Annotated in this window: 18 protein-coding genes and 1 riboswitch; of the genes, 8 read left to right on the top strand and 10 right to left on the bottom strand. The window is 69.0% G+C overall.

Annotation, left to right across the window (positions count from 1 at the left end; genetic code table 11):
• Positions 1-26: 26 nt before the first annotated feature.
• The 5 genes from ON29_RS29310 to ON29_RS29290 all read left to right on the top strand — a co-directional run bounded on the left by ON29_RS29310 (position 27) and on the right by ON29_RS29290 (position 5,491).
• Positions 27-2,807, top strand: coding sequence for an FAD-binding and (Fe-S)-binding domain-containing protein (locus ON29_RS29310; protein ID WP_040871261.1), 2,781 nt, complete (start codon positions 27-29; stop codon positions 2,805-2,807).
• Between the two features lie 346 nt (positions 2,808-3,153).
• Entirely contained in the window at positions 3,154-4,095 is a 942-nt protein-coding gene (locus ON29_RS29305; RefSeq protein ID WP_051175704.1) for a DNA-3-methyladenine glycosylase family protein, read from the top strand.
• Positions 4,096-4,452: 357 nt separating this feature from the next.
• Positions 4,453-4,791, top strand: a complete 339-nt coding sequence (locus ON29_RS29300; RefSeq protein ID WP_245549229.1) for a DNA-directed RNA polymerase subunit beta — start codon at positions 4,453-4,455, stop codon at positions 4,789-4,791.
• A 188-nt stretch (positions 4,792-4,979) separates the two neighbouring features.
• Positions 4,980-5,204: a DUF397 domain-containing protein gene (locus tag ON29_RS37315; RefSeq protein ID WP_040871258.1), complete on the top strand. Its 225-nt coding sequence runs from the start codon at positions 4,980-4,982 to the stop codon at positions 5,202-5,204.
• Positions 5,205-5,353: 149 nt separating this feature from the next.
• Positions 5,354-5,491 carry a hypothetical protein gene (locus ON29_RS29290; RefSeq protein WP_245549227.1) on the top strand — a complete coding sequence of 46 codons (138 nt, stop codon included), beginning with the start codon at positions 5,354-5,356 and terminating at the stop codon, positions 5,489-5,491.
• A gap of 47 nt (positions 5,492-5,538) precedes the next feature.
• On the opposite strand, the gene ON29_RS29285 is transcribed toward ON29_RS29290, so the two are convergent.
• From ON29_RS29285 to ON29_RS29255, 7 genes are all read right to left on the bottom strand, one after another.
• Positions 5,539-6,285 carry a succinate dehydrogenase/fumarate reductase iron-sulfur subunit gene (locus ON29_RS29285; RefSeq protein ID WP_040871255.1) on the bottom strand — a complete coding sequence of 249 codons (747 nt, stop codon included), beginning with the start codon at positions 6,283-6,285 and terminating at the stop codon, positions 5,539-5,541.
• Between the two features lie 2 nt (positions 6,286-6,287).
• The gene (locus ON29_RS29280; RefSeq protein ID WP_040871254.1) at positions 6,288-8,228 is read right to left on the bottom strand and encodes a fumarate reductase/succinate dehydrogenase flavoprotein subunit; all 1,941 of its coding nucleotides are present in this window, start codon (positions 8,226-8,228) and stop codon (positions 6,288-6,290) included.
• 25 nt (positions 8,229-8,253) lie between these two features.
• Positions 8,254-9,084, bottom strand: coding sequence for a succinate dehydrogenase subunit SdhC (gene sdhC / locus ON29_RS29275; RefSeq protein ID WP_040871252.1), 831 nt, complete (start codon positions 9,082-9,084; stop codon positions 8,254-8,256).
• Positions 9,085-10,107: 1,023 nt separating this feature from the next.
• The gene (locus ON29_RS29270) at positions 10,108-10,395 is read right to left on the bottom strand and encodes an Rv0250c family protein (protein WP_040871251.1); all 288 of its coding nucleotides are present in this window, start codon (positions 10,393-10,395) and stop codon (positions 10,108-10,110) included.
• 192 nt (positions 10,396-10,587) lie between these two features.
• Positions 10,588-11,550: an alpha/beta fold hydrolase gene (locus ON29_RS29265; RefSeq protein ID WP_040871250.1), complete on the bottom strand. Its 963-nt coding sequence runs from the start codon at positions 11,548-11,550 to the stop codon at positions 10,588-10,590.
• A 336-nt stretch (positions 11,551-11,886) separates the two neighbouring features.
• The gene (locus tag ON29_RS29260; protein WP_040871248.1) at positions 11,887-13,842 is read right to left on the bottom strand and encodes an acyl-CoA dehydrogenase family protein; all 1,956 of its coding nucleotides are present in this window, start codon (positions 13,840-13,842) and stop codon (positions 11,887-11,889) included.
• A gap of 149 nt (positions 13,843-13,991) precedes the next feature.
• Positions 13,992-15,173 (bottom strand): ATP-binding protein, encoded by a 1,182-nt coding sequence (locus ON29_RS29255; RefSeq protein WP_040871246.1) that lies wholly within the window; start codon positions 15,171-15,173, stop codon positions 13,992-13,994.
• A gap of 169 nt (positions 15,174-15,342) precedes the next feature.
• On the opposite strand from ON29_RS29255, the gene ON29_RS29250 reads away from it, so the two are divergent.
• From ON29_RS29250 to ON29_RS29240, 3 genes are all read left to right on the top strand, one after another.
• Positions 15,343-15,600 (top strand): hypothetical protein, encoded by a 258-nt coding sequence (locus tag ON29_RS29250; RefSeq protein WP_040871245.1) that lies wholly within the window; start codon positions 15,343-15,345, stop codon positions 15,598-15,600.
• A gap of 219 nt (positions 15,601-15,819) precedes the next feature.
• Positions 15,820-15,989, top strand: a riboswitch (cyclic di-AMP (ydaO/yuaA leader).
• A gap of 78 nt (positions 15,990-16,067) precedes the next feature.
• Positions 16,068-16,658 carry a C40 family peptidase gene (locus tag ON29_RS29245; protein ID WP_040871243.1) on the top strand — a complete coding sequence of 197 codons (591 nt, stop codon included), beginning with the start codon at positions 16,068-16,070 and terminating at the stop codon, positions 16,656-16,658.
• Positions 16,659-16,661: 3 nt separating this feature from the next.
• Positions 16,662-17,066, top strand: a complete 405-nt coding sequence (locus ON29_RS29240; protein ID WP_245549225.1) for an RNA-binding S4 domain-containing protein — start codon at positions 16,662-16,664, stop codon at positions 17,064-17,066.
• A gap of 50 nt (positions 17,067-17,116) precedes the next feature.
• Here ON29_RS29240 and ON29_RS29235 read toward each other — a convergent pair whose 3' ends face one another.
• The 3 genes from ON29_RS29235 to ON29_RS29225 are packed head-to-tail and all read right to left on the bottom strand — an operon-like array spanning position 17,117 to position 24,356.
• Complete coding sequence (locus tag ON29_RS29235) at positions 17,117-18,997, bottom strand: fatty acyl-AMP ligase (protein ID WP_040871242.1); 1,881 nt, start codon at positions 18,995-18,997, stop codon at positions 17,117-17,119.
• A complete protein-coding gene (locus tag ON29_RS29230) occupies positions 18,994-24,063 on the bottom strand; it encodes a type I polyketide synthase (RefSeq protein WP_040871241.1) in 5,070 nt (1,689 codons plus the stop codon). Before ON29_RS29230 ends, ON29_RS29235 begins: the two co-directional genes overlap by 4 nt.
• The gene (locus ON29_RS29225) at positions 24,060-24,356 is read right to left on the bottom strand and encodes an acyl carrier protein (protein ID WP_051175699.1); all 297 of its coding nucleotides are present in this window, start codon (positions 24,354-24,356) and stop codon (positions 24,060-24,062) included. Before ON29_RS29225 ends, ON29_RS29230 begins: the two co-directional genes overlap by 4 nt.
• Positions 24,357-24,499 lie beyond the last annotated feature (143 nt).

Here is a 24,499-nt window from a genome sequence, read left to right as displayed (position 1 = left end):
CTGGGAAAATCGACACTGTGAAGCGGATGGCGGCGCTGCGCGGCACGATCGCGGGTGAGGTCGATACCTCCGAGCGACGGCGCGCGGAGTACTCCTCGGACGCCTCGAACTATCGGGTTCTCCCGGCCGCGGTCGTCTTTCCCCGCACCGACGAGGACGTCGCGATCACCCTGGAATTCGCCCGCGATCACGGCCTGCCGGTGACCGCACGCGGCGCGGGAACATCGGTGGCGGGCAATGCGATCGGTCCCGGACTCGTCCTCGACTTCAGCAGGCATATGAACCGGATCGTGTCGATCGATCCGGCCGCGCGCGTGGCCACCGTGCAGCCGGGCGTGGTGCTGTCGGAGTTGCAGCGGGCGGCTCGTCCGCACGGACTGCGCTTCGGGCCGGACCCTTCGACCCAGAATCGCTGCACGCTCGGCGGCATGATCGGCAACAACGCCTGCGGACCGCGCGCCGTCGCGTGGGGCCGCACCTCCGACACCGTGCGCGAACTGCGCATCCTGGACGGCACCTGCACCGAACGCACGCTGGCCGCCGACCTGTCGGCGGTGCCGGGTCTCGCGGAATTCGGCCGGGCCAATCTCGCCGTGCTGCGCACCGATCTGGGGCGCTTCGAGCGGCAGGCGTCCGGGTACGGCTTGGAACATCTCCTTCCCGAGCGGGGCGCGTCGGCGGCGAAGGCGTTCGTCGGCAGCGAGGGCACCTGCGGCCTGCTCCTGGACGCGACGGTCGACCTGGTCGCGCTGCCCGCGGCCACCGTCCTCACGGTGCTCGGCTACCCGGACATAGCCACCGCCGCCGACGACGTCGCCGCCGTGCTGGCCTGCGCGCCGATCGCGGTCGAGGGCATCGACGCACGGCTGGTCGACGTGGTCCGGGCGCACGGGGGGCGGGTGCCCGGCCTGCCGCGCGGCGGCGGTTGGCTCTTCGTGGAGACCGCGGGTGAGACGCAGGCCGACGCGCTGGCCGTCGCACAGCGGCTGTGCCGGACGGCGGCGGCGATGGACACCCGGATCGTCACCGATCCCGGGACCGCAGCGGCGCTGTGGCGGATCCGGGCCGACGGCGCGGGGCTGGCGGGGCGCACACCCGACGGGCGACCGGCGTGGCCGGGGTGGGAGGACGCGGCCGTCCCACCCGCGCGGCTGGGCGCCTACCTGCGCGATTTCGCGGCCCTGACCCGCGACCACGGCGTCGACGGACTGTTGTACGGGCACATCGGCGACGGCTGCATCCACGTTCGCCTCGATCTCCCGATCGCCGACGCGCCACGCCGTTTCCGTGCCTTCCTCTTCGACGCGGCGGAGCTGGTCGTGCGGCACGGCGGTTCGCTCTCCGGCGAGCACGGCGACGGCCGGGCCCGCTCCGAGTTGCTCTCGGTGATGTACTCCCCCGCGGTGCTCGACGTCTTCGCCGGTTACAAGGCGCTGTTCGATCCGGGCGACGTCCTGAATCCGGGTGTCCTGGTCGCGCCGCGGGCGATCGACGCAGACCTGCGCCTGGCGGGAGTTCCGGACGTCCGGGCGTCGAGCGGCTACGCGCTATCCGAAGACGACGGCGATATGGGCGTGGCGGTCCATCGCTGCGTCGGCGTGGGCAAATGCCGCGCCGACGGTGGTTTCATGTGCCCGTCCTACCAGGCCACCCGGGACGAGAAGGACAGCACGCGCGGGCGGGCGCGGGTGTTGCAGGAGGTGGTGCGCGGCGCGCTGCCCTGGTCGTCGGAGGCCGTCGCCGAGTCGCTCGACCTCTGCCTGTCCTGCCGGGCGTGCCGGTCGGATTGTCCGGCGGGCGTGGACATGGCCACCTACAAATCGGAGACGCTGTATCGGCGCTACCGCCATCGGCCGCGCCCGATCGACCACTACTCGCTCGGCCAGTTGCCCCGGTGGTTGTCCGTGGCGAGCCGGATGCCGCGCGTAGTGAACGCGCTGGCCGGGCGAGTCACACTGCGCCGCGCCGGTTTACGAGCGGCCGGCATCGATCCGCGCCGTGACGTGCCGCGCCTGGTCCCGCGCGCTTTCCGCCGGATCTGGCGTGATCTGGACGAGGGGGCCGCACTGGCCGAGTCGTCCTACGCGCCGGAGGAACGGGGTGGTTCCGGCGAGGTGATGCTGTGGATCGACACCTTCACCGACGCGTTCGCCCCGGAGATCGCCCTGGCCGCGGCGCGGCTGCTGTCCGCCCTCGGCTACCGGGTCCGGATTCCGGAGCGACGCGTCTGCTGCGGACTCACCTGGATCAGCACCGGTCAGCTCGACGGCGCCCGTGCGCGGTTGCGGGCCACATTGAGCGCGTTGGAGCAGCACGTGGGCGCGGGCGGCTTGGTCGTGGGACTGGAACCGTCCTGCACGGCGGTCCTGCGCGCCGACCTGACGGAATTGCTGCCGGACGACCCGAGATCGGCCCCGACCGCCGCCGCGGTGCGCACCTTCGCCGAATTCCTCGCCGAACAGCCGACCTGGCGGCCGCCGAAGCGAACCGGACAGTCGGTGGTCGTCCAGCCCCATTGTCACCAGCACGCGATTCTCGGATTCGATGCCGAGCGCCGACTATTAGCCAGCATGGGAGTCGGGGTGACTGAAATCACCGGATGTTGCGGGCTGGCGGGAAACTTCGGAATGCAGGAAGGCCATTACGACATTTCGGTGGCGGTGGCCGAGAACGGCCTGCTCCCCGCGCTGCGCGCCGCGGACGAGGACACGATCTTCCTCGCCGACGGCTTCTCCTGCCGCACCCAGGCCGCTGCCCTGGCCGGGCGACAGGCGTGGCATCTCGCGCAGTTTCTGCTGGGCGAGTGATCCTTTCGCACGCGCCCGCCGGCAATCGGGGCGGGCGCGCCGCGTGCGTCAGCTACCGAATGGCAGGGTGCCGGGCGGGATCTGGTAACCCGAGCTGCCCGCGGAAACCCCGCCCCAGGCGTTGAGCAACCAGTTGAGCAGATTGGTGATCATGCGAACCTCCGTCATTGCTACAGCCAGCTATTTGCCGAACGAAATCAATATCGCCGCGAATCTCGTTCCGTTACATCGGATTGCGAAACGATAATAATGCACGATCGATATTGAAAGACTTCTGGTGTGGTCCAGATGATAATCCTGGTGTCCGGCGGAGGGGGCTGCGACGCCGCGCGCCGCACCGGGCAGAATGAGTGCGGTGCGCAGCGTGACGGTCGAGCCGGAAGCGAGCCGGACGGTGACCACGGATCGGCCGATCGATCTGGCGTGCACGCTCGCTCCGCTCGGCCGTGGCACCGGCGACCCGTGCCACCGGGTGACCGCCGACGGCGCCCACTGGCATGCGTCCCGGCTGCCGAGCGGGCCGGTCACCTACCGGTTGGCCCAGTCCGGCCCGTGCGCTGTGCGGGCGGGGGCGTGGGGGCCCGGGGCGGCGGAATTCCTCGCGGGTCTCGAGCACATGCTCTGCCTTGACGAGGACGTGTCCGCGTTCCTCCCGGATCACCCGAAGCTCGCCGATGCCCACCGCCGCTTCCCCGGACTGCGTATGTTGCGTACGGGCCTGGTCTTCGAAGCTTTGGTGCCCGCCGTGCTGGAGCAGAAGGTGCACACCGTCTCCGCACGGGCGTCGTGGCGGAAGCTGGTCCGGCAGTACGGCGAACCGGCGCCGGGTCCAGCGCCGGACGGAATGCGCCTGCCGCCGGACGCCGACGCCTGGCGGCGGATTCCCTCCTGGGTCTACCACCGGGCCAATGTCGGACCGCAGCGCGCGCAGACCATCGTGCGTTCGGCTCGGATCGCCGAGTCGCTGGAGCGTGCCGCGCGGGCCGACCCGGCCGAGGCGGCACGCATGCTGCGCAGTGTGCCCGGTATCGGGGTGTGGACCGCCGCGGAGATCGCGCAGCGGGCTTTCGGTGACGCGGACGCGCTGTCGGTCGGCGATTATCACCTCGCCGCCGCGGTCGGCTGGACTCTGCTCGGGCGTCCGATCGATGACGAGGCGATGGTCGAATATCTGGAACCGTTGCGTCCGCACCGCTATCGAGCGATTCGCCTGCTCGAAATCAGCGGCCACTTCCACAAACCGAAGTTCGGCCCTCGCACCGCCCTGACGGACCATACCTGGCACTGAGTCACATCTTTCACATGCGCCCCGTAAGGAACCATTTTTCTACAATTTTGCACATTCTTTATCAGTCGCATCGGCCCGCGGCGACGCGAAACTAGAACTCGTCGCGCCACACTCGGCCATCGCCGCATTCACATCGGTACGCGAGCGGGAGCCGTGGTCAGATCGCAGGCGCTTCGGTATGGCGCGCACCTCATCGTCGAACCACACAACTGCAGGGGGTTGTCAGTGGAGCAGAGGCCACTCGGGGATACACCACGGTCCAGATGCCAGTTCTACCGGCGGGAATGTGATCTGCCCGCCATTGTCGATCCACCCGGACTCGGCCGGATCGTGCTGCGTGCCGGCTCGGTGTGGGCGTTGACCATGCCGAGCGGCCTGGGACAGGCGGTCAAGGCGCATATGCAGAGCAAACGCGTCCGGCTCGGCCCTATCCTGGCGCACCCGCGCTCGAATCGATGGACCTTCTTGATCGCGCCGGACCTGCCCGAAAACGACTCGCGCCTGTTCGCGGAATTGTTCCGGCTGAACGTGTCGGTATCCCGCACCGGATCGACGATCGCGCTGCCATCCCCGACCGCGTCGGTCGGCGCGATCCGATCCTGGATCGTGCCGCCGCGCAACGGGTTTCGACCGTCCGGGCGGGAGGTGGTCGCGGCTGTCCGCGCGTGGGCGGATCCGGCGCCGCGCCGCCGTTGACGGCAGGCGGAGCGCGCCGCGAGGACATGCCGGGAAATCGTGGCCTGCGCGATTTTCGGCAGGCTGTTCGCCCTACAGCGCCGGTCGGCGGCGGTAATATCGGGCCGCGCGTGAGTGCGTCCAGCGGGGAGTGCTGGGTTCTCGGTCCGTACACGTCTGCCGCGGCAGACAACGAAGGAGTCCAATTCGTGAGCATTCAAGGCAACGCGAACATAGACCTGACCGGCGCCACGTGGCGGAAGGCCGGAGAAGGGCCGGGGAGCGACAGCGTCGAGGTGGCGCTACTGGCAGACGGCCATGTGGGAATGCGCAACGGAAAGGACCCGGACGGGCCGGTGTTGATCTTCACGCCCGGCGAGTGGGCCGCCTTCACCGCGGGTGTGCAAGACGGTGAGTTCGACCGGCCGCGATAAGGCGAGGCGGCTTCCGAAGGTCACGGAACGACGCATATTCGGCAACGAAAAGACGTTTGCCTGGTTCCGAGACGGGTAGCCCACTATCTGTGGACCGTGGGCTCAAGAGTTCCCATCCCCGACACAAGAAATTGCGGCCGGAAGATTGGGTGGAATGGCTGATCGTCGCGCTGTTGTTCGCAGTGTCGGCGGTCGGAGTCTTCGTCCTCACCCACTCGCTGCTGTCGGCGTTGCTCGTCGGCCTGCTGGTGTGGATCGTGGCCCTCGGTGTCGTGGCCATGTTGTAAGGGTGCGCCGACCGGCCGGGGATCGCCCCGGCCGGTCCTCCCCGCCGCTAACGGCGAAACAGCTTGTTGCCCAACCAGACCAGTGGATCGTATTTGCGGTCGGCCACCCGTTCCTTCATCGGGATCAACGCGTTGTCGGTGATCTTGATATGTTCCGGGCACACCTCGGTGCAGCATTTGGTGATGTTGCACAGGCCGAGCCCGTGCTCGTCCTGGGCGAGCTCGGTCCGGTCGCCGACATCCAGCGGATGCATCTCCAGCTCGGCGATCCGCATCAGATAGCGCGGCCCCGCGAACGATTTCTTGTTCTCGTCGTGATCACGTACCACGTGGCAGGTGTTCTGGCACAGGAAGCATTCGATGCACTTGCGGAATTCCTGAGAACGTTCCACATCGACCTGCTTCATCCGGTACTCGCCCGGTTTCAGATCGGCGGGCGGCGTGAACGACTGGATCTCGCGGGCTTTCTCGTAATTGAACGACACGTCCGTCACAAGATCTTTGATCACGGGGAAGGTGCGCATCGGCGTCACCGTGATCACTTCGTCCTCGGTGAAGGTGGACATCCGCGTCATGCACAGCAGGCGCGGCCGCCCGTTCACTTCGGCCGAGCACGAACCGCACTTGCCCGCTTTACAGTTCCAGCGCACGGCCAGGTCCGGCGCCTGGGTGGCCTGTAGCCGGTGGATGATGTCGAGCACCACCTCGCCCTCGTTCACCAGCACGGTGAAGTCGTGCAGTTCTCCGCCGTCGAGATCGCCGCGCCATACGCGGAATTTGGCGTCGTAACCCATCGTTACGCCTCTCGCTCCGTCGAATGCCCGGCCGCGGCCGGGTGCCCGGCGAGTTCATCCGGGGTGTAGTACTTCTCGAGCTCGCCGAGATCGAAGAGGGCGAGCAGGTCCGATCGCATCGGTTGCTGATCCTTGCGCGTCACGGTGACTTCCGGGATCGGATCGCCGGCCGTGCTCGGATCCACCGCGCAGACCAGCAGTTTGTTGCGCCAGTCGGGATCCATCGACGGGTGGTCGTCGCGGGTGTGCCCGCCGCGGCTCTCTGTCCGCAGCAGCGCCGCGTGCGCCACACATTCGCTGACCAGCAGCATGTTCTGCATATCGAGGGCGAGATGCCAGCCGGGATTGAACTGGCGGTGGCCCTCCACGGTCACCTGACGGAACCGGGCGCGCAACTCGGCGAGCTTGTCGATCGCCTCACGCACTTCGTGTTCCTTGCGGATGATGCCGACCAGGTCGTTCATCGTCTGCTGCAGATCGGTGTGCAGGGTGTACGGGTTCTCGCCCTTACCGTCGGCAGGAGGATCGAACGGAGCGACGGCGGCCTTCGCGGCCTTCGTGACGTCGTCTTCCGAGACCGACGGCCGCGCGCCGAGCTGCTCCACGTAGGCGGCGGCCCCGAGCCCGGCCCGGCGGCCGAACACCAGCAGGTCGGACAGCGAATTCCCGCCCAGGCGATTGGAGCCGTGCATGCCGCCGGAGCACTCGCCCGCGGCGAACAGTCCCGGCACCGTGGCCGCGCCCGTGTCCGGATCGACCTCGACACCGCCCATCACGTAGTGACAGGTCGGCCCGACCTCCATCGGCTCCTTGGTGATGTCGACGTCCGCGAGTTCCTTGAACTGGTGGTGCATCGAGGGAAGCCTCCGCACGATCTCCTCGGCGGGCATCCGGGAGGCGATGTCGAGGTAGACGCCGCCGTGCTCGGTGCCGCGCCCTGCTTTGACCTCTTCGTTGATGGCGCGGGCGACCTCGTCACGCGGCAGCAGATCCGGCGTGCGGCGTGCGGAGTCGTTGTCGCGCAGCCATTGGTCGGCCTCTTCCTCGGTCTCGGCGTACTGCCCTTTGAAGACCGGCGGAATGTAGTCGAACATGAACCGCTTGCCCTCGGTGTTCTTCAGCACCCCGCCGTCGCCGCGCACACCCTCGGTGACCAGGATGCCCTTCACGCTGGGCGGCCAGACCATGCCGGTCGGGTGGAACTGCAGGAACTCCATGTTGATCAATGTCGCGCCCGCGCGCAGCGCCAGCGCGTGCCCGTCACCGGTGTACTCCCAGGAATTCGAGGTCACCTTGTACGACTTGCCGATGCCACCGGTCGCCAGCACCACCGCCGGGCTCTCGAACAGGATGAAGCGGCCGGATTCGCGCCAGTAGCCGAACGCGCCGGAGATGCGGTCGCCGTCCTTGAGCAATTCGGTGATGGTGCATTCGGCGAAGACCTTGATGCGCTTCTCGTAGTCACCGGTCTCGGCGAAATCCTCCTGCTGCAGCGAGACGATCTTCTGCTGCATCGTGCGGATGATCTCCAGGCCGGTGCGGTCGCCGACGTGGGCCAGCCGCGGGTAGGTGTGGCCACCGAAGTTGCGCTGGCTGATGCGGCCGTCGGGCGTCCGATCGAACAGCGCGCCGTAGGTCTCCAGTTCCCACACCCGGTCGGGCGCTTCCTGGGCATGCAGTTCCGCCATGCGCCAGTTGTTCAGGAACTTGCCGCCGCGCATCGTGTCCCGGAAATGGACCTGCCAATTGTCCTTTTCGTTGGCGTTGCCCATCGAAGCCGCGCAGCCGCCTTCGGCCATCACGGTGTGGGCCTTGCCGAACAGCGATTTGCACACCACCGCGACCGACAGCCCGTGCTCTCTGGCTTCGATGACCGCTCGCAATCCGGCGCCGCCCGCTCCGATCACGACGACGTCGTAGTTGTGCCGTTCCACTTCTGCCATGCAGAAAAACTCCTCGATGAGGCGGTCAGTCGATGAACCGCAGATCCGAAATCGTTTGGCTGGCAACCAACATGACGTAGAAATCGGTCAGCACGAGCGTGCCGAGAGTGGTCCAGGCCAGCGCCATGTGCCGGGTGTTCAACTTGGAGACCTGCGTCCAGAACCAGTAGCGCACCGGATGGCCGGAGAAGTGCTTGAGCCGTCCGCCCGCGATATGCCTGCACGAGTGGCACGACAGCGTGTACGCCCACAGCAGGATCACATTGACCAGCAGCACGATATTGCCGAGGCCGAAACCGAAGCCGCCGGATTTGCCGTGGAACGCGACGATGGCGTCGTAGGTATTGATCACCGAAACGATCAGGGCCACATAGAAGAAGTAGCGGTGCGCGTTCTGGATGATCAGCGGCAGCCTGGTCTCGCCGGTGTACTTGGCGTGCGGCTCGGCCACAGCGCAGGCGGGCGGCGAGAACCACACCGACCGGTAGTAGGCCTTGCGGTAGTAGTAGCAGGTCAGGCGGAAGCCGAGCAGGAAGGGCAGCACCACGAAGCCCAGCGGCAACCACACCGGCAGCTCGCCGAACGGGGTGCCGAAATGGCTGGAACCCTCGACACAGGAAGTGCTCAGGCACGGTGAGTAGAACGGGGTCAGATAGTGGTAGTCCGGAACCCAATACGCCGTGCGCACATACGATCTGACCGTCGCGTAGATGACGAACGCGGCGAGTCCGAGCACCGTGACGAGTGGGGGGATCCACCATCGGTCGGTGCGCAATGTGCGTTCCGAGATCCGGGCCCTTGTTCTGCTGAAAACGCCGGTGCCCGCTTCCGGGGCGGCGGTCGGTGCGGCACTCACAGATGGATGCCTCGCTGATCTTGTGTGCGGGTGGTCATCGTTACCTCCGCAATCGAATGTGATGCTGAGCACCATACGACACGTGCGCTATGGATCGAGCGGGGTCTCGACAAACCAAGCCCGCCGTCAACCGTATGATTTGCGCCACATTCGACGTGCCGCTTGATTGCTTACGCTGCGTAGCGGGCTAACCGGACTTTTCGAACTCGACTCGCGCGAAACAGGATTCGGGCGAGGCGGTCGCCGATACCGGATGGGGTGTCGCGCCGGGCGCTTCGAGCTCGCGGCAACGATGCGGGCGGCTGTGGTATCGGCTCCGCTCGAGGAACTCGCCCTCACCGATTTGCGACCCGGGCGGCGGTGCGGGCGCGATTCCGGTGCCTGCTGGCCGGGGCGTCGCGCCCGCCGTCTCGATTGCCGGTCGAACCGGCCCGGCGGAAATTTGCCGCTCGAACCGTCGTCGCACCTGGGCTACCCGTCGAACCGGGGTAGCACTTGATTGCCCCGTTGAACTGGGGTGGCGCTTGGTGGCTGGTTGAACTGGGGTGGCGCTTGGTGGCCGGTTGAAGCGGCGTCGCGCTTGGTGGCCGGTCGAACCGCAGTCGCATTTGATGGCCGGTCGTCGCACTTGATGGCCCCATCCAACCGGCGTGGCACTCGGTGACCCGAATCTGTGCAGGCTTTGCGGGGGAAGTGCCGCCTCGGGCCATCGGTGTGACATCGACCCCCCCGGGATCGACGTGAGCGGCGATGGCGAGTCGAGCGGTCACGGGACACACGCCTGTCGAGCGGGTGTCGACGACGGCGGTCGATCGCGCTCGGAAGGGGCCCGGGCCCCGCAACGTGGCGATGTCGTGCCCGAGCTATGGCGCACGCAGACGCCGCGCACCGAGGGCCTCGGCGTCCGGCCACGATCGCCGCCCTGTTCGAGCGCGGATGCCGCGGCCCCCGCTGACGCGCGGGCCCGGCCTCCGCCGGGCCGCAACGCACCGTGCTGGGCGGCGTCGCGCCGCCCAGCACGGATTACTTCGTCCGCGGACGGGAGTGGAAGCCGAGCCCCTCGTCCTGCGCGCCCATCCAGGCGGCCTCGTCGGACTTGCTGTCCGGCACGTAGATGACGTCCTGGGCGCTGCGCCGCACCTCCGGCGGCGGTGACTTCTCGAACTCGTCGGCGTCGATGACGAGCCGCTCGAGGTCGTTCTCCAGCCTGCGTACCGTGCTGGCATCGCCGTACTGGTTGCGCAGTACGCCGATGGATTGCCGGAGCTGGCCGACCGCGTAGCGTAGTTCCGCAAGTTCGCTGCGTGTCATCGAGACCTCCTGAATTCCCTGGCGGATATGCGAACTCGATGCCGTGGTGCACGGTTGCCCCTTTGCCTTGGACCGCGCGACATCGAGCTGTGTGACCCACCGCACAACGTGATCTACAACACAGTACAGAAAGATTTTGTTCCTGGCTCGTGCCGGGCCGAAATCAGATGATTGCCGCACGGTTGCCCAGGGTCAGCCGGCGGCGGCGTACCCGGTGGCCGAGCATGCCGCGGCGAAGGCTCGTTCCACCAGTCCGGCGATGGACAGCGCGACTTCCTCGGCCCGTTCGAGCATCACGCTGTGGCCGGCGCCCTCCAGGCGGACCAGCTCGGCGCCGGCCAGTTGCGAGGCCAGTGCCACCGAGTGCGCGAACGGGAAGATGATGTCCGCGGACCCGGCCAGCACCAGCGCGGGGATGACCCCGAGGCGGTGCAGAGTCGCCGTCTCGTCGAAGGTGATCAGCGAGTGCAGGAACCCGGCCATGGTCAGCAGCGGCGTTTCGTTCAGCATCGCGGTGGCCAGCGCGGTCATGCGCGGACTCGCCTTCCTGGTGCCGAATTCCGCCTCGCGCAGGATCGGCGTGCACAGGCGACGAGTCAGGCGCCTGGACGCCTGCATCACGCGCGGGGCGCGGGTGACGGCCACTTGCAGCGAGTTCACCGCCCGCCGGTTCAAAAGGCGCGCCAGCCCGACCTCGGTGATTCCGGCGGCCGCGGCCGCGAGCAGCCCGACGCCGGTGATCCGCGTGCCGATGGCCTCGGGATGGAGCCGGGCGTAGGCGAGTACCACCATGGCGCCCATCGAATGGCCGACCAGGATCACCGGCCCGGTCGGCGCGACCGCGCGCAGTACGGCGTCCAGGTCGTGGCCGAGTTGCTCGATGGTGTAGGTCGACGGGTGCGCCGCCCCGGATTCGCCGTGGCCGCGGTGGTCGTAGAACACCATCCTGGTGTCGCTCCCCCACTGGCGCAGCAGCAGATCACGCAGGTAGGACCAGGATTCGGTGCGCAAGCAGTGGCCGTGGACGAAGACCACGGTGGCGGTGGCGTCGTCGGCGCCGAAGACGCGGACCGCGAGGGGGATGCCGTCATCGGCCGACACCATGACGCGGTGGCCGTCGTGATCGGCGGCGCGGCGGGCGATGCTCGTGGACATGGCACTCTCCTGTGAGCGAGGCGCATGATCGGCGCTCCTGCCCGGTTGTCGGACTGGATTTCCGCGCCGTTAGCGGCCCACACCTGCCGTTACGCACACGTTGCGCAATTGAGGCTGCCGGTCGATCGGGCAGCTGTCAGGCGGGTTCACAGGAAAATCTACGCATGAATAGCTCAGGAACTAGATTCCTTTAGATCGCGCTGCGCACCTCCGGTCTCCCGCGCGTGCGGCAAGGAGAATCTGCGTCTTTCTAGGATAAATCCGAGACTCACGAATAATGGCCGAGCGACCGCCCGCCGCGGCCCACGCCGGGCGTCCGCGACGGGCGGGCGGCGATCAGGACCCCGCGCGGGGGCGCGTAGACGGCAGGAACGGGCGCAGGAGGTTTTCCTCCGTCGACGGACCCATCTGCCACTCCGCGATCCACGGCCCGGTTCCCTCGCTCGGGTCGAGCACGCCCTCCTCCAGCCACTCGTAGCGGCCATCGAGCACGCCGCGGGTGAGGGTGCGGTCGTCATCGTCGGTGTTCTCCCACAGCGAGTCGAACAGCCTGCGCACACGCACGCGGGACTGCCTGCAGAAGGCGTCCGCCAATTCTTCGGCCGCCTTGCTCTCCGGCGCGTCGGCGGCGCGCAGTGCCTCGGCCCGTACGCAGGCCGCCGACATGGCGAACAGCTCGGCGCCGATGTCGACGATCCGGCCGAGGAAGTTCTGCCGGTATTCCAAGCCTGCCTGCCAGCGGCCCATCGCGTACATCAGCGACCTCGCCTGTTTGCGCGCGCTGCGCTCGACGAACCGCAGGTGCCGGGCCAGTACGCCGAATTCGGTGTACGCCGCGGGCACCGTCCCCGCTCCCACCGCGAGCTGCGGGAACCACTTGGCGTAGAAACCCGTCGCTCCGACCGCCGCCTTCGCCTTGTCCTTGAGCTCGGCCTTGCGGTCGACCAGCGCGCCCGCGGCGGCCATGTGCGCGTCGGCCATCTCCCTGGCGATCAGCAGTCGCATGATCTCGCTGGAGCCCTCGAAGATGCGGTTGATCCGCAGATCGCGCACCAATTGCTCGGCCGGAACAGCCCGCTCGCCCCGCGCGGCGAGCGAAGCCGCCGTCTCGTAGCCGCGTCCGCCGCGGATCTGCACGAGTTCGTCGGCGATCTGACAGCTCATCTCGCTGGCCCACAGCTTGGCCAGCGCAGCCTCGATCCGGATGTCGTTGCGGCCCTCGTCGGACATGGTCGCCGACAGATCCAGCGCGGCCTCCAGCGCGAACGTGGTGGCCGCGATGAAGGCGATCTTCTGCCCCACGGCCGCGTGCTCGCCGACCGGCCTGCCCCACTGCACGCGCTGCGTGCTCCACTCGCGCGCGATCTTCAACGACCACTTGGCGGCGGCGGTGCACAGGGCGGGGATGGCGAGTCTGCCCGCGTTCAGCGTGGTGAGCGCGATCTTCAGGCCGTCGCCCTCCCTGCCGATCAGGTTGCGCTTGGGTACCCGGACGTTGTGCATCCGGGTCAAGCCGTTCTCGATGCCGCGCAAGCCCATGAAGGAGTTGCGCCGCTCCACGGTGATGCCCGGTGAATCGGCCTCGACCACGAAGGCCGAGATGCCGCCGCGATGCCCCTCGCTCTTGGGCACTCGGGCCATCACCACCAGCAGTTCGGCGACCACGCCGTTGGTGGTCCACAGCTTCACGCCGTTGAGCACGTAGGCCTCGCCGTCTTCGGTCGGCGTCGCGGTGCTGGCCATCCGGGCCGGGTCGGAGCCGACATCGGGCTCGGTGAGCAGGAACGCGCTGATCGCCCCGGCCGCGCAACGGGGCAGGAATTCGGCCTTCTGCTCGTCGGTCCCCGCCAGCTTGAGCGGCTCGGGCACACCGATGGACTGGTGCGCCGAGAGCAGGACGCCGAGACTCGGGTGCGCCGAGCCGACCAGCATCAGCGCGCGGTTATAGCCGAGTTGGGAAAGCCCTTGGCCGCCATAGGATTGCGGGATCTTCAGGCCGAAGCAGCCGAGCTCGGCCAGGCCCTTGACGTACTCGTCCGGGATCCGGCTCTCCGCTTCGATCACCGATCCGTCGATGGACTCGCACAGCGTGCGCAGCCGGGACAGGAACGCCTCCGTGCGCTCCGCGTCCTCGGGGTCGGGCTGCGGATACGGGTGGATCAGATCGAGCCGGAACCGTCCCAGGAACATCTCCTTGGCGAACGACGGCTTGGCCCAGCTCGTTTCGCGGGACTCCTCGACCAGTGCGCGGGCCTGTTCTTCGGTGGCGTCGACTTTCGCGGCTGTCGCCATGGTGTCCTCCCTCGGACGTGATCAGGATCACATCCGAGTGTAGGAGGGTTTGTTACCCATCGGTAGGGCTGCTGGTCGAGATAAATCTACGAATATCTATTGATCTTGGAAGAGATGGCAATAGTCGGCAATGCATCGCCGGGCGACGCTCAGACCGAGCGCAGATACCGGCCGAAGTGCGGCACCGTGAAGCCGATCGTGCCGCGTTCGGCGGAGTAGATCAGCCCTTTCTTGATCAGGCCGTCGCGGGCCGGGGAAAGGGAAGCCGGTTTGCGGCCGAGTTCGTTGGCCACCGCCGCGGTCGCCACCGGGCCGTCGTCGCCGGCCAGGTCGGCCATAGCGCGCATGTACTCACGTTCGGCAGGCGTAGCCCGCTCGTAGCGGGACCCGAAGAACCCGACCGCCAGCTCCTCCTCGGCGGCGGGTGAGGCCACCTCGACGTCCTCGGCCGTGATCGGGCTCTCGGGCGCCTGATCCCAGGCGGCCTTCCCGTAGGCCTGCACGAAATACGGGTAGCCATCGGCCTTGCGGTACAGCGCGTCCAGCGCCTCGTCGGTGAACTTCACGTCTTCGCGCCCGGCAGGCGCGATCAGCGCTTGGTCGGCGGATTCCCGGTCCAAGCGGTCGATGCGGTGGTAGCTGAACAGTCGCTCCGAGTAGCTCTTCGAGGCGGAGAGCACCGCGGGCAAGTGCGGGAGGCCCGCGCCGACCACGATCAGAGGCGCGGCGTCCTGGCTCAGTTCGTGGCACGCGCCGCAGATAGCGGAGACGTCCGCGGGCCCCAGATCCTGCATCTCGTCGATGAAGATCGCGATGCCGACGCCGATGTCGCCGGCCAGCGCCGCCGCCTCGACCAGCAGTTCCACCAGATCGATCTCGATGTCGCCGGAATCGGCCCGACCGCTGACCGCCGGTACGTCGATGCCGGGTTGCCAGCGTTCCCGCATGCCCTTGTCCGCGGTGGCCCGCAACGCGAAAGCCTTGAGGATGCCGAGAAAGTCGTCCACCCGCTCCGGATTCCGGTGCGACGTGGCGATCGCTCGCGCCGCCATGTGCAACGCCGAGGACAGCGGGCGGCGCAGTTCCTGGTCCGGCCGCGCCTCGATCTTGCCGGTGCCCCAACCTCGGGATATCGCCGCGGAGCGAAGCTGGTTGAGCAGCACCGTCTTTCCGACCCCGCGCAAGCCGGTGAGCATCACGCTGCGTTCCGGGCGGCCGCGCGCGACGCGTTCGAGCACGATGTCGAAAGCAGTGAGTTGCTTGTCGCGCCCGGCTAATTCGGGTGGGCGCTGTCCCGCTCCGGGGGCATACGGATTCCGCACGGGGTCCATGCCCTGACACCGTAGCGCGTTTCGTCCGGATAATCTGGGCGCGTCTACGGCGTGTCCTAGAGAGCCCTAGCGGTCCGTATTGCACTATTGCTCTCGCCGCCGGTTCTCTAGGCTGGTGGCGGTTCGCCAGAATGGTCGCGCGGTATCGACGCGCGGGAACGGAGGGGGCATGTCCGACGAACCGAACCCGCCCGGCCTCGCCGAAGTGGTCCGGTCCTGGAATGTTCCGGCGGGCGCCACGGTGGCCCAGCGCATCCGGTCCAACATCCTCGTCGCGATCGAACGCGGCTACGACGATCCCCAACTGGTCGCCGATCTCGCGGTCGGGCCGCTGGTCATGGCGCTCGGCGGGCTCGAGGTCGAACTGGCCGAGGCGCGCCGCAGGATCGACGAGCTCGAGCGCACGGTGCACGGCTCGCAGTCCTGACCCGGTGCCGGTATCGGGGCGAGGTTGTCCTTTCGGTGACCCGGCCCCGCCCACCGAGATCCGGTCGTGACCCGAGCCCGATGGCCGTTTTCCGCCTATGGCGTCGTGCCCCCGATGGTGATGGAAAAGTCGCAGCTCTGTGCGCTGGACAACATCGCGTCCGCACCGTAATCTTCTCGTGACTTAGTGGAACAAGTCGCTTCGTAAGTGAAACGGCGCCACTAGTTACCGCCTTAACGGCTGTCGGGGCCAACTGGTCTCGGCTGTCGTGCCGGGGACCCACAGGTTCGTCTGGGGTGAATCCTTGCGGCCATTTTCGGTTGCGAGGTAGGGCCGCTCTCCCGGTCCGAACCCGTCAGCTAACCCGGTCGGCGGGAGAGCAGCAAGATCGGAGACGTAGCTCGGTGGGTAAACACAGCTTGCAACGGGATTCTCGGGTTCCGAATTCCGTCAAGGGTGCGATTGTCATGGGTGCGGTGGCCGCGACCGGCGCCATGCCCGCGATTCCGGCCATGGCCGCGACCATCAACGTTCCCGGTGTCGGCAATTTCGACGTTCCGCAAGAGTGGGAACAGCCGGTCCAGCAGCTCAATCAGCAGATCCAGCAGGCGCTCGCGGCTGCCCCCGCAGCCCCCCAGGCGCAGCAGCAGGTCGCTCCGCAGGCTCCCAATTTCGCGCCGATGCTGCCGGGCCTGTTCGGCCAGCAGCAGAACTCCCCGGGCGATATCGCCCTCGACGCCGCCAAGACCAAGGTCGGCGCCCAGTACTCCTGGGGCGCCGCGGGTCCCCGGGCCTTCGACTGCTCCGGCCTCGTCCAGTGGGCGTTCCGCCAGGCGGGCGTCGAACTGCCCCGCACCAGCTTCGAACAGTCGCACGTCGGCGCTCCGGTCGCCTACCACGACCTGCAGCCGGGCGACATCGTCATCACCAACGGCGGCGGTCACGTCGGCATCTACGCGGGCGACAACAAGCTGCTGAACGCGGTGCAGTCGGGTACGCCGGTGTCCTACACACCGCTGCGCCCCGACATGGTGGTCACCGCACGCCGTATCGTCTGACGAGTGGCCCGCGCCGAATCCGGCATCCAGAGCACTGCGACCCAGGCCCGCGTCGATTCGTGGACCTGGGCGGTGCGCCTGTTCAAAACCAGATCCGCTGCCGCGGAGGCATGTCGCGGTGGGCACGTCCGGGTGAACGGCGCGACGGCCAAGCCCGCCCAACCCGTACGCCCCGGTGACGAGGTCCGCATCCGGGCCGGCGGTATCGAACGCATCGTCATCGTGGAGCGGATAGTCACCAAGCGTGTCGGCGCTCCGATCGCCGCGCAGTGCTTGATCGATCGCAGTCCGCCTCCTCCTCCGCGCGAGATCGTGGCGAGCCTGCCCCGTCGCGACCGCGGCGCTGGGCGGCCTACGAAGCGTGAGCGGCGCGAGACCGATCGCCTCATGGGCCGAGCCGATTCCTGAACGAGCGCGCCCCTCGTCACGACCGTTCGCTGCGCAGAGATTCGCCGGCTTCAGATCATGGCGACCGGGTGCAGCCGACCCGCGAGGTAACGGGCCCTGCACTCGCCGCGGCGGAGCTTTCCGCTGCTGGTCTTGGGAATCCGTCCCGGCTCCACCACCAGCACCGCACCGGGCATCACCTCGTGGATGGACGCGACGGCGGTGCGGATGCGCCGGGCCAGGTCGAACAGTTCGATGGTCTCGCAGCCGCCGAGCGTGACGAGTTCGGCGACCACGACCAGGTCTTCGCGAAGCCCGTCGTCGTGCCCGAACGCCGTCACGTGGCCCGGCCGGACCTCCGGGGCGCATGCCTGCACCGTCGCCTCGATATCGGCGGGATAGTGATTTCGCCCGTCGACCACGATGACGTCTTTGCGGCGGCCCGCGATGTAGAGCTGCCCCTGGTGAAGGAATCCGAGGTCGCCGGTGCGCAGCCAGCGGTCGGCGCTCCCAGGCACGGTGGCGCCGAAGGTCTCCTCGGTGGCATCCGGCCTGCCGAAATACCCGTCGCACACATTGTCTCCGGCTACCCAGATCTCGCCGACGCGCCCGGCGGGCAGCACGGCTCCGGCCACCGGATCGACGATTCGCAGCTCCTGCCCGACGGGTGCGCCGCACCCGACCAGCGGCACGCCGTCCCGGTATCCCGGCGCTGCCTCGGGTAGCGCGACCACGCGTCCTTCGGCCAGTGCGGCACGGTCGAAGTGCTGCCACACCGGGTCCTCGTGCTGGTCGCAGACGGTGACCGTGAGGGTGGCTTCGGCCAACCCGAACCCAGGGGTGTGCGCGTGATGGCGGAAGCCGTATGGGGCGAAGGTCTCGGTGAATTCGGTCAGCGCGTCGGCGCGGACCGGTTCCGATCCGTTGAGCACGAGGTCGAGCCCGGACAGATCCAGCCCGGCCCGCTCGGCGGGGGTGGTGCCCGAGACCGCGAGCTTCAGGCCGAAATTGGGACACCCCGTGGTACCGGCGCGGTAGTCGGAGATCGCGCGCAGCCAGCGGACGGGGCGCTTCACGAACTCCGCGGGCGCAAGCGTGATGCCGTGCACGCCCAGGAACAGCGGCAGCGAAAGTCCGAGAATCAACCCCATGTCGTGGAAGAACGGCAGCCAGGACACGACGGGACGATCGTCCGCGACCGACACGGCATGCCCGAGCTGCGTCAACGCCGTGGTGAGGTTCGCGTGGGTGACCCGGACACCGACGGGAGATTTGGTCGAGCCGGAGGTGTACTGCAAGTAGGCGAGCTCGTCGCCCACCGGGTCGATGACGGGCGCGGCCGCGAAGTCCACCGCGGCCGAACCCGTGATCGAAGCGGCCGCACGCATGGCCGGCGTACCGGATGGTGCCTGCGATGATTCCGCCTGCCGCGCGACCGCATCCGCCGTCGCGAGCACCGGATGAGTGCTCGTCAGAATCCGATCGGTCGAACCCCACTCCGCTACCGAGAGGGTCGCGGGCACGGTGAGTATCCGGCCCAGCGCGGGCCCGAGGGTCGGCGCGGTGATCTCGTCCTGCGCTGAGAGCAGGCTGAGCGTGGGCCGGGCATCGGCCAGGACGGCATGCAGACGGTCGCGGTTGCGCGCGCCCGTGGCCGGGAACAGCGGCACCGCGACTCGATTGCTGTACAGGCAGGCGAGGAACGCCACCGCGTAGTCGATGCCGTGGGCGCAGAGAAGGGCCACTCGGTCGCCGGGCGCGCTCTCCTGCCGTAGTCGTGCCGCCAGCGCGCCCGCCGCTGCGTGCAGACGGGCGTAGGTCAGCGTGACGGGCACCCGTTCCTGAACGCGGAAGCGCAGTTCGGTGAACGCCGGCTCGTCCGGCCGGATGGCTGCCCACGCGGCCATCGACGTCGCGAGGCCATTGCCTGCCGGGTGTGCGTCGCTGCTCACGAGGCGTCTCCGGTATCCGTGGTGACACGCTCGAGCAGGGCCGCGCCGAGGGCGGTGATGGTGGGGTGCTTGAACAACTCCGCGGTGGCGATCCGGACGCGCAGCCGCGATTCCAGAGTCCGTCGCATCTCGATCGCGAGCAGCGAGCTGAGCCCCAGCTCGTTGAAGTCGGCGGCGGGGTCGATGTGCTCGGCGGGGAGATCGAGCGTGCTCGCGAGGACCCTGCGGATGATCGTGGTGAGCGGTTCGGTCGGCTCCGGCGGCGCGGGCTCGGTCGCGGTGTGCCGGGTGGAAGCGGTGCTCGAATCCGGCGTCGGCGCCAGCAGATTCGCCAAGCGCACCGCCACCGGGGACGCGTCGGTCGTCGGGGTGTACTCCAGGGCGAGCAGGTACGGGCCGTCGTAGCGCAGGGCCTGGGACAGTACGGCGCTTCCGCGCCGCAGGTCGAACGCCCCGATGCCCGCGCGCCGCAGATGGGCCGCTCCGCCGGCGGCCGCGCCGAGGCCGGAATCCCACAGCCCCCAGCCGACGCTCAGAATCCGGCTGCCCGGATCACGCTGGGCCAGGGCGTCCATCGCCGCGTTGGCGGCGGCGTAGGCGGCCTGCCCCGGCGCTCCGAGCGCACCGGTGGCCGAGGAGAACAACAGGACGAAATCCGTGGCGTCGGGCGCGGTGAGCTCGATCAGATTGCCCGCCGCGGTGGATTTGGGCAGGAACATCCTGGCCACCTGGCCGGTGGTGACCGCCTCGAATCCGGCGTCCTCCAGCACACCCGCCGCGTGCACGACGCCGCGAATCGCGGAATCGGAGGCCCGGATATCGCTGAGCGCGTTGGCCAGATCGTCCCGGTCGGCGGCGTCGCAGCGCACCACGACGATGCGGTCCTCCAAGCCGTCGAGCAGCGCGGGCACCGGGCGGGGCGCGCGAGTCAGCACCACCACGTCGCGCGCGCCTCCGTCGAGCAACCAGCGCACGGCGACCGAACCGAGCGTGCCGAGCCCGCCGGTGACGACGTAGGTTCCGTTCGCGTCGATGCCGGCGACCGGCAGGGCCCGCGCTCGCGCGGGCACGAAGCGCCGCACCGCGACCTCGCCCGCCGACAGGCGCAGCTCGCCGGGAATCGCGCTGTCGGTAGCCGTCACCAGACGGGTGAGCGGCGGCAAGTTCCTGAGGTCGGGGTCGGTCCAGATCAGCCGTACCGTCCGGCCCGTCTCGAGTTGGAGCGAGCGCACCAGCCCGGCGATCGCGGCGGGGACGATCGAGATCGGCGCGCCGGGCTCGTCGGGCCGCGAGAGTGAGCGCGCCGCCTCCAGCAGCGGCAGTACGACCGTCACGGACGCGGTGGCGGCGTGGGCGCAAACCAGTTGCAGCAGTTCGAGGACGCGACTCGTCGCCGCGGCGGTGTTCTGGTCGCCGTTCCCGCCGGAGTCCGCGGGCCAGACGACCACCACGGCGTGGCCGCCGCGCCCGGTGAGGACCGCGGCGACGAGCGGGCTCGCGTCGTCCGGTTCGCGTGCGATCCGCTCGGTCGGCAGTTCGGCGTCCAGCGCGCGGGCGAGCCGTACCGCGAGATCCGAAGCACCCACCACCACCGCGCGCCGCACGAGGCTCTCGGCCGCGTCGCCGATCCCGAGCGCGCGGGGATCGCGAGCTTGCCAAACCTCGTGACGGAAGGGCGCGGCCCGCGTTTCGTCGGCACGTACCGTGCGAAGTGCGCCGAGTTCCTCCTCCGCGCCGGGGTCGGCGTAACGGATGTGCACGCCCGAGAAGGCGAGACAGGGCACGCCGTGCTGGTCGGTCGCGATGACGTCCCCGACCAGTCCGGTGTCGCCGCGCTCCCGCACCAGCGCGTGCACCTCGAGCACGTGGCGATTCGGCTCGTGCGACAGCCAGGCCGAGTCGATGCCGATCGGCAGCGGAATCGATGCGGTGGGCAACTCGTCGAACACCGCCGCGGCGAGCACGTGCAGGCAGCCGTCCAGCGTTGCGGTGCGATGCAATTCAGCGGCGTCGAACAGGCCGAGCGCGCGTCCGGTACCCGCCGCGATACCGCGCAGCGTGCGAAACCGGGGACCGTACTCCAGCCGCCTGCGGCGCAATTCCTGGTAGAAAGCGCCGGTGGTGATGACGCGCATGTGGTGCCGGGCGGCCCGGTTTGCGTCGACCACCCGCATCCATGCGACGATATCCGCGGGTGTGGGGTCACCGGCGGGCCGGGCCGAAGCCAGCGTCCCGGTGCCCGTGACCTCCGCCCGCACGCTTTCCTCCGCTCCCGGCCCGCGGTAGACGACCTCGGCCAGCACGGCCGGATCGGTTCGCTCGTGCACGGCGAAGTCGGCCAGGGCGGCCGTCCCCGCGGTGTCCCGGGCGAGTTGCAGCAGCCTGCGCAGCCAGAAGACGGCGGGGACGATGCCCTCGCCCTGCACCACGTGATGAGCGAGATCCTCGGCGGCGAAGACGGATTCGGGGACGTGCGCGCTCGCGGGCCCGGCCACCAGCAGCGGGAACTTCCGCTTGCGCCACTGCCGCGGTGCGAGCGGGCCGAAGGGACCGAGCGCGGACCAATCGACCGGCCGCCCCTCCAGGTACAGTCGCGCCAAGCCGGTGAGGAAGCCGCTCGCCTCGTCATCGCGCAGCGCCACGGCATGCGTACCGTCGCGGAAGGCCGGATACTCCCGCACCGCCGGGAGCAGCAACGGATGCGGGCCGATCTCGACCACGGTCGAGATGCCATCGCCCGCCGCGCGTTCCAAGGCGGCCGCCAATTCCACCGTGCCCGCGGCGTTCTCGAACCAGTAGTCGCGGTCCATTGCCGCCGTGGTGAGTTTCGTGCCGCGCCGCGCCGTCGAGTACACCGGTACGCGCGGCGTCCGGGCGGTGATCTCGGTCAACGCCGCGACGAAAGGCGCGAGCACGGTAACGACCTGCGGGCTGTGCGCGGCGAAGTCGACCGCGAGCCTGCGCGCGAACATGTTGCGGCGCGTGGCCCGCCGCACCAGTGTGTCGACATAGCGTGGCGTGCCGGACACGACAACCGATCTCGGGCCGTTGACCGCGGCGATGGCCACCTCCGCCCGCATCGGCTCCACGAGTTTGGCCGCTTCGTCCGGGTGCGCCTCCAGGACCGCCATCGCGCCGTGCCCGTCCAGATGCGCCAGGGTCGCGCTGCGCAGCACCACCACGCGCGCCGCGTCCGCGACCGACAGCGCACCGCTCACCGCCGCCGCCGCGATCTCACCCAGGCTGTGCCCCGCCACCGCGTCGGGCCGAACTCCCCACGCCGCCAGCAGCTTCACCAGCGCCATCTGGAAAACGAACAACGCGGGCTGCACGAGATCCGTGGCTTGCGTCTCGCCCGAGGGGGCGAAACCGTGACGCGGTGTCCACACTCGCGGTCCGCCCGCCGCCACGATCGCGTCGGTCGTCTCGGCGAGCGCGGCGGCGAAGACCGGATACCGCGCCGCCAGCGCGCGGCCCATCTTCGGATGCTGGCCGCCTTGTCCGGAGAACAGGAACAACAGCCCGCCGCGGCGGCGAGTCGCCACGGGGCCGAGCGCCGCGCCTGCGTCGCCGCCTCCGAAAGCGCGCAGCCGGTGTACCGCGTCGGCGTGATCGTGCGCGAGAACCGCTGCCCGGGCCCGCTCGGGAAGCGATCGCGCCGCCGCCGAGGCGAACTCGGGCAGCGCCGGCCGCGCCTCGTCCAGTGCGACGGCCAGCCGCTGTGCGCGTTCGCGCAATTCCTCGTCGTCGCGTGCGGTGAGCGTCAGCAGAATCGGGAAGTGCTCGGCGCGATCGGACCGGGGTCGGTCGACGCCGCGGAGCACGATGTGGGCGATCGTGCCGCCGAATCCGAACGAGCTGACGCCCGCCATGCGCTCCGGAGCGGCCACCCGGCTCCAGTCCACCGGCTCGGTCGGCACCCGCAGGCCGCGCTCGGCCAAGTGCAGCAGTGGGTGTTCGGTGTGGACGTTGATCGTCGGGGCGATCATCCCGTGGTGGATGGACAGCGCGGTCTTCACCATCCCGGTGACTCCGGCGGCGGCCTCCAGATGCCCGATGTTCGACTTCACCGAGCCGATCCAGGTCGGATCACCCGCGCTGTCGCCGAGCGCGGCGGCGAGCGCGCCGACTTCCACCGCGTCGCCCAACGGCGTACCTGTGCCGTGACATTCGATGTAGCCCGCGCGGCTCGGCGCGCTCCCGGCCCGCGACCAGGCGGTACGCAACGTCTCCTGCTGCGCGCGACCGTTCGGCGCGTACAGGCCGTTCGAGCGCCCGTCCGACCCGACGGCGCTTCCGGCGATCTCCGCGTAGACCCGGTTGCCCTCGCGTACCGCGTCCGAACTGCGTTGCAGCACCACCACGGCGCAGCCGTCACCGCGGGTGTAGCCGTCGGCGGTGACGTCGAACGGCGCCGACCGCCCGCCGGGCGACAGAAACCCGCCCTCGGCCAGATAGTTCGAGGTGTGCTCCAGCAAAACGAGATTGACGCCGCCCACGATGGCGAACGGGACCGTGCCGTCGGCGAGCAGCCGGACGGCGAGGTCCACCGCGGCGAGCGAGGACGAGCAGGCGCTGTCGAGCACCAGGCTCGGCCCGTGCAGATCGAGCACGTACGACAGCCGGTTGGCGATGATGCTGAGCGCGGACCCGGTCACCGCGTAGGGTGCGTCGTGGCCAGCGCGGCCGAGTACCGCGATGCCGTGGTCGTACCCCGAAGCGCCGAAGACGACGGCTGCCCTGGAACCCCGTACGCGGTAGCCGATCCCGGCGTCGTCGAGCGCCTCGACCGCGACCTCCAGCGCGAGCCGCTGCTGCGGATCCATGAGCGCGGCCTCGCGGTCGGAGATGGCGAACCAGTCGTTGTCGAAGGACTCGACGTCATCGAGGTACCCGCCGTGGCGAGAGCCCAGCCGCCCTGCGGGCGGGGTGGACGTGGCGTCCCGGCCCTCGATCAGCAGTTGCCAGAACTCGGCGGCGCTCGCCGCTCCGGGCAGTCGGCAGCCGATGCCGATGACGGAGACGGGGGGATGCGAGCCGGCGGGGTCGGTGGGCGCGCCGCTCATCGCATCGCGAGATACTCGACAAGCTGTTCGATGTCCGGATGGTCGTAGATCGCGGTCAGCGGAACCTCGACTCCCATGGCGTCTTCGAGATGGGCGGTCAGCCTCGCGAGTTGACTGGAACCGAGGCCGAGATCGGTGAAGGGCGAACTGGTCGACACCGCGGCGGCGTCGACGCCTAGTAGATCCGCGACAGCCAGGACGGCGGCGCACGTGAGCGCGGTGCGCCGGCTATAGCCGAGCGAACCCTCGTTCTCCTGCGCGCCACTGTGCCCGTCCGGAAGACTGGGCCGCATCGCGTCCTCCCTCCCCGTCTCCCCGGCTGCTGTTACCCACTCGAGATCGGTACCCCCGCGATTATGCCGGAGAAATCGTCCTGGGCAAGGTCGCATATCCGCTGCCAGCCCGGCTCTTTCGCGAACCGGCGGTGATCGCATAC

The sequence above is a fragment of the Nocardia exalbida NBRC 100660 genome (assembly GCF_000308575.1).
Lineage (GTDB): Bacteria > Actinomycetota > Actinomycetes > Mycobacteriales > Mycobacteriaceae > Nocardia > Nocardia exalbida.
Note: the sequence above shows the minus strand (reverse complement) of the source record. Positions and strands in the feature narration are given on the sequence as shown.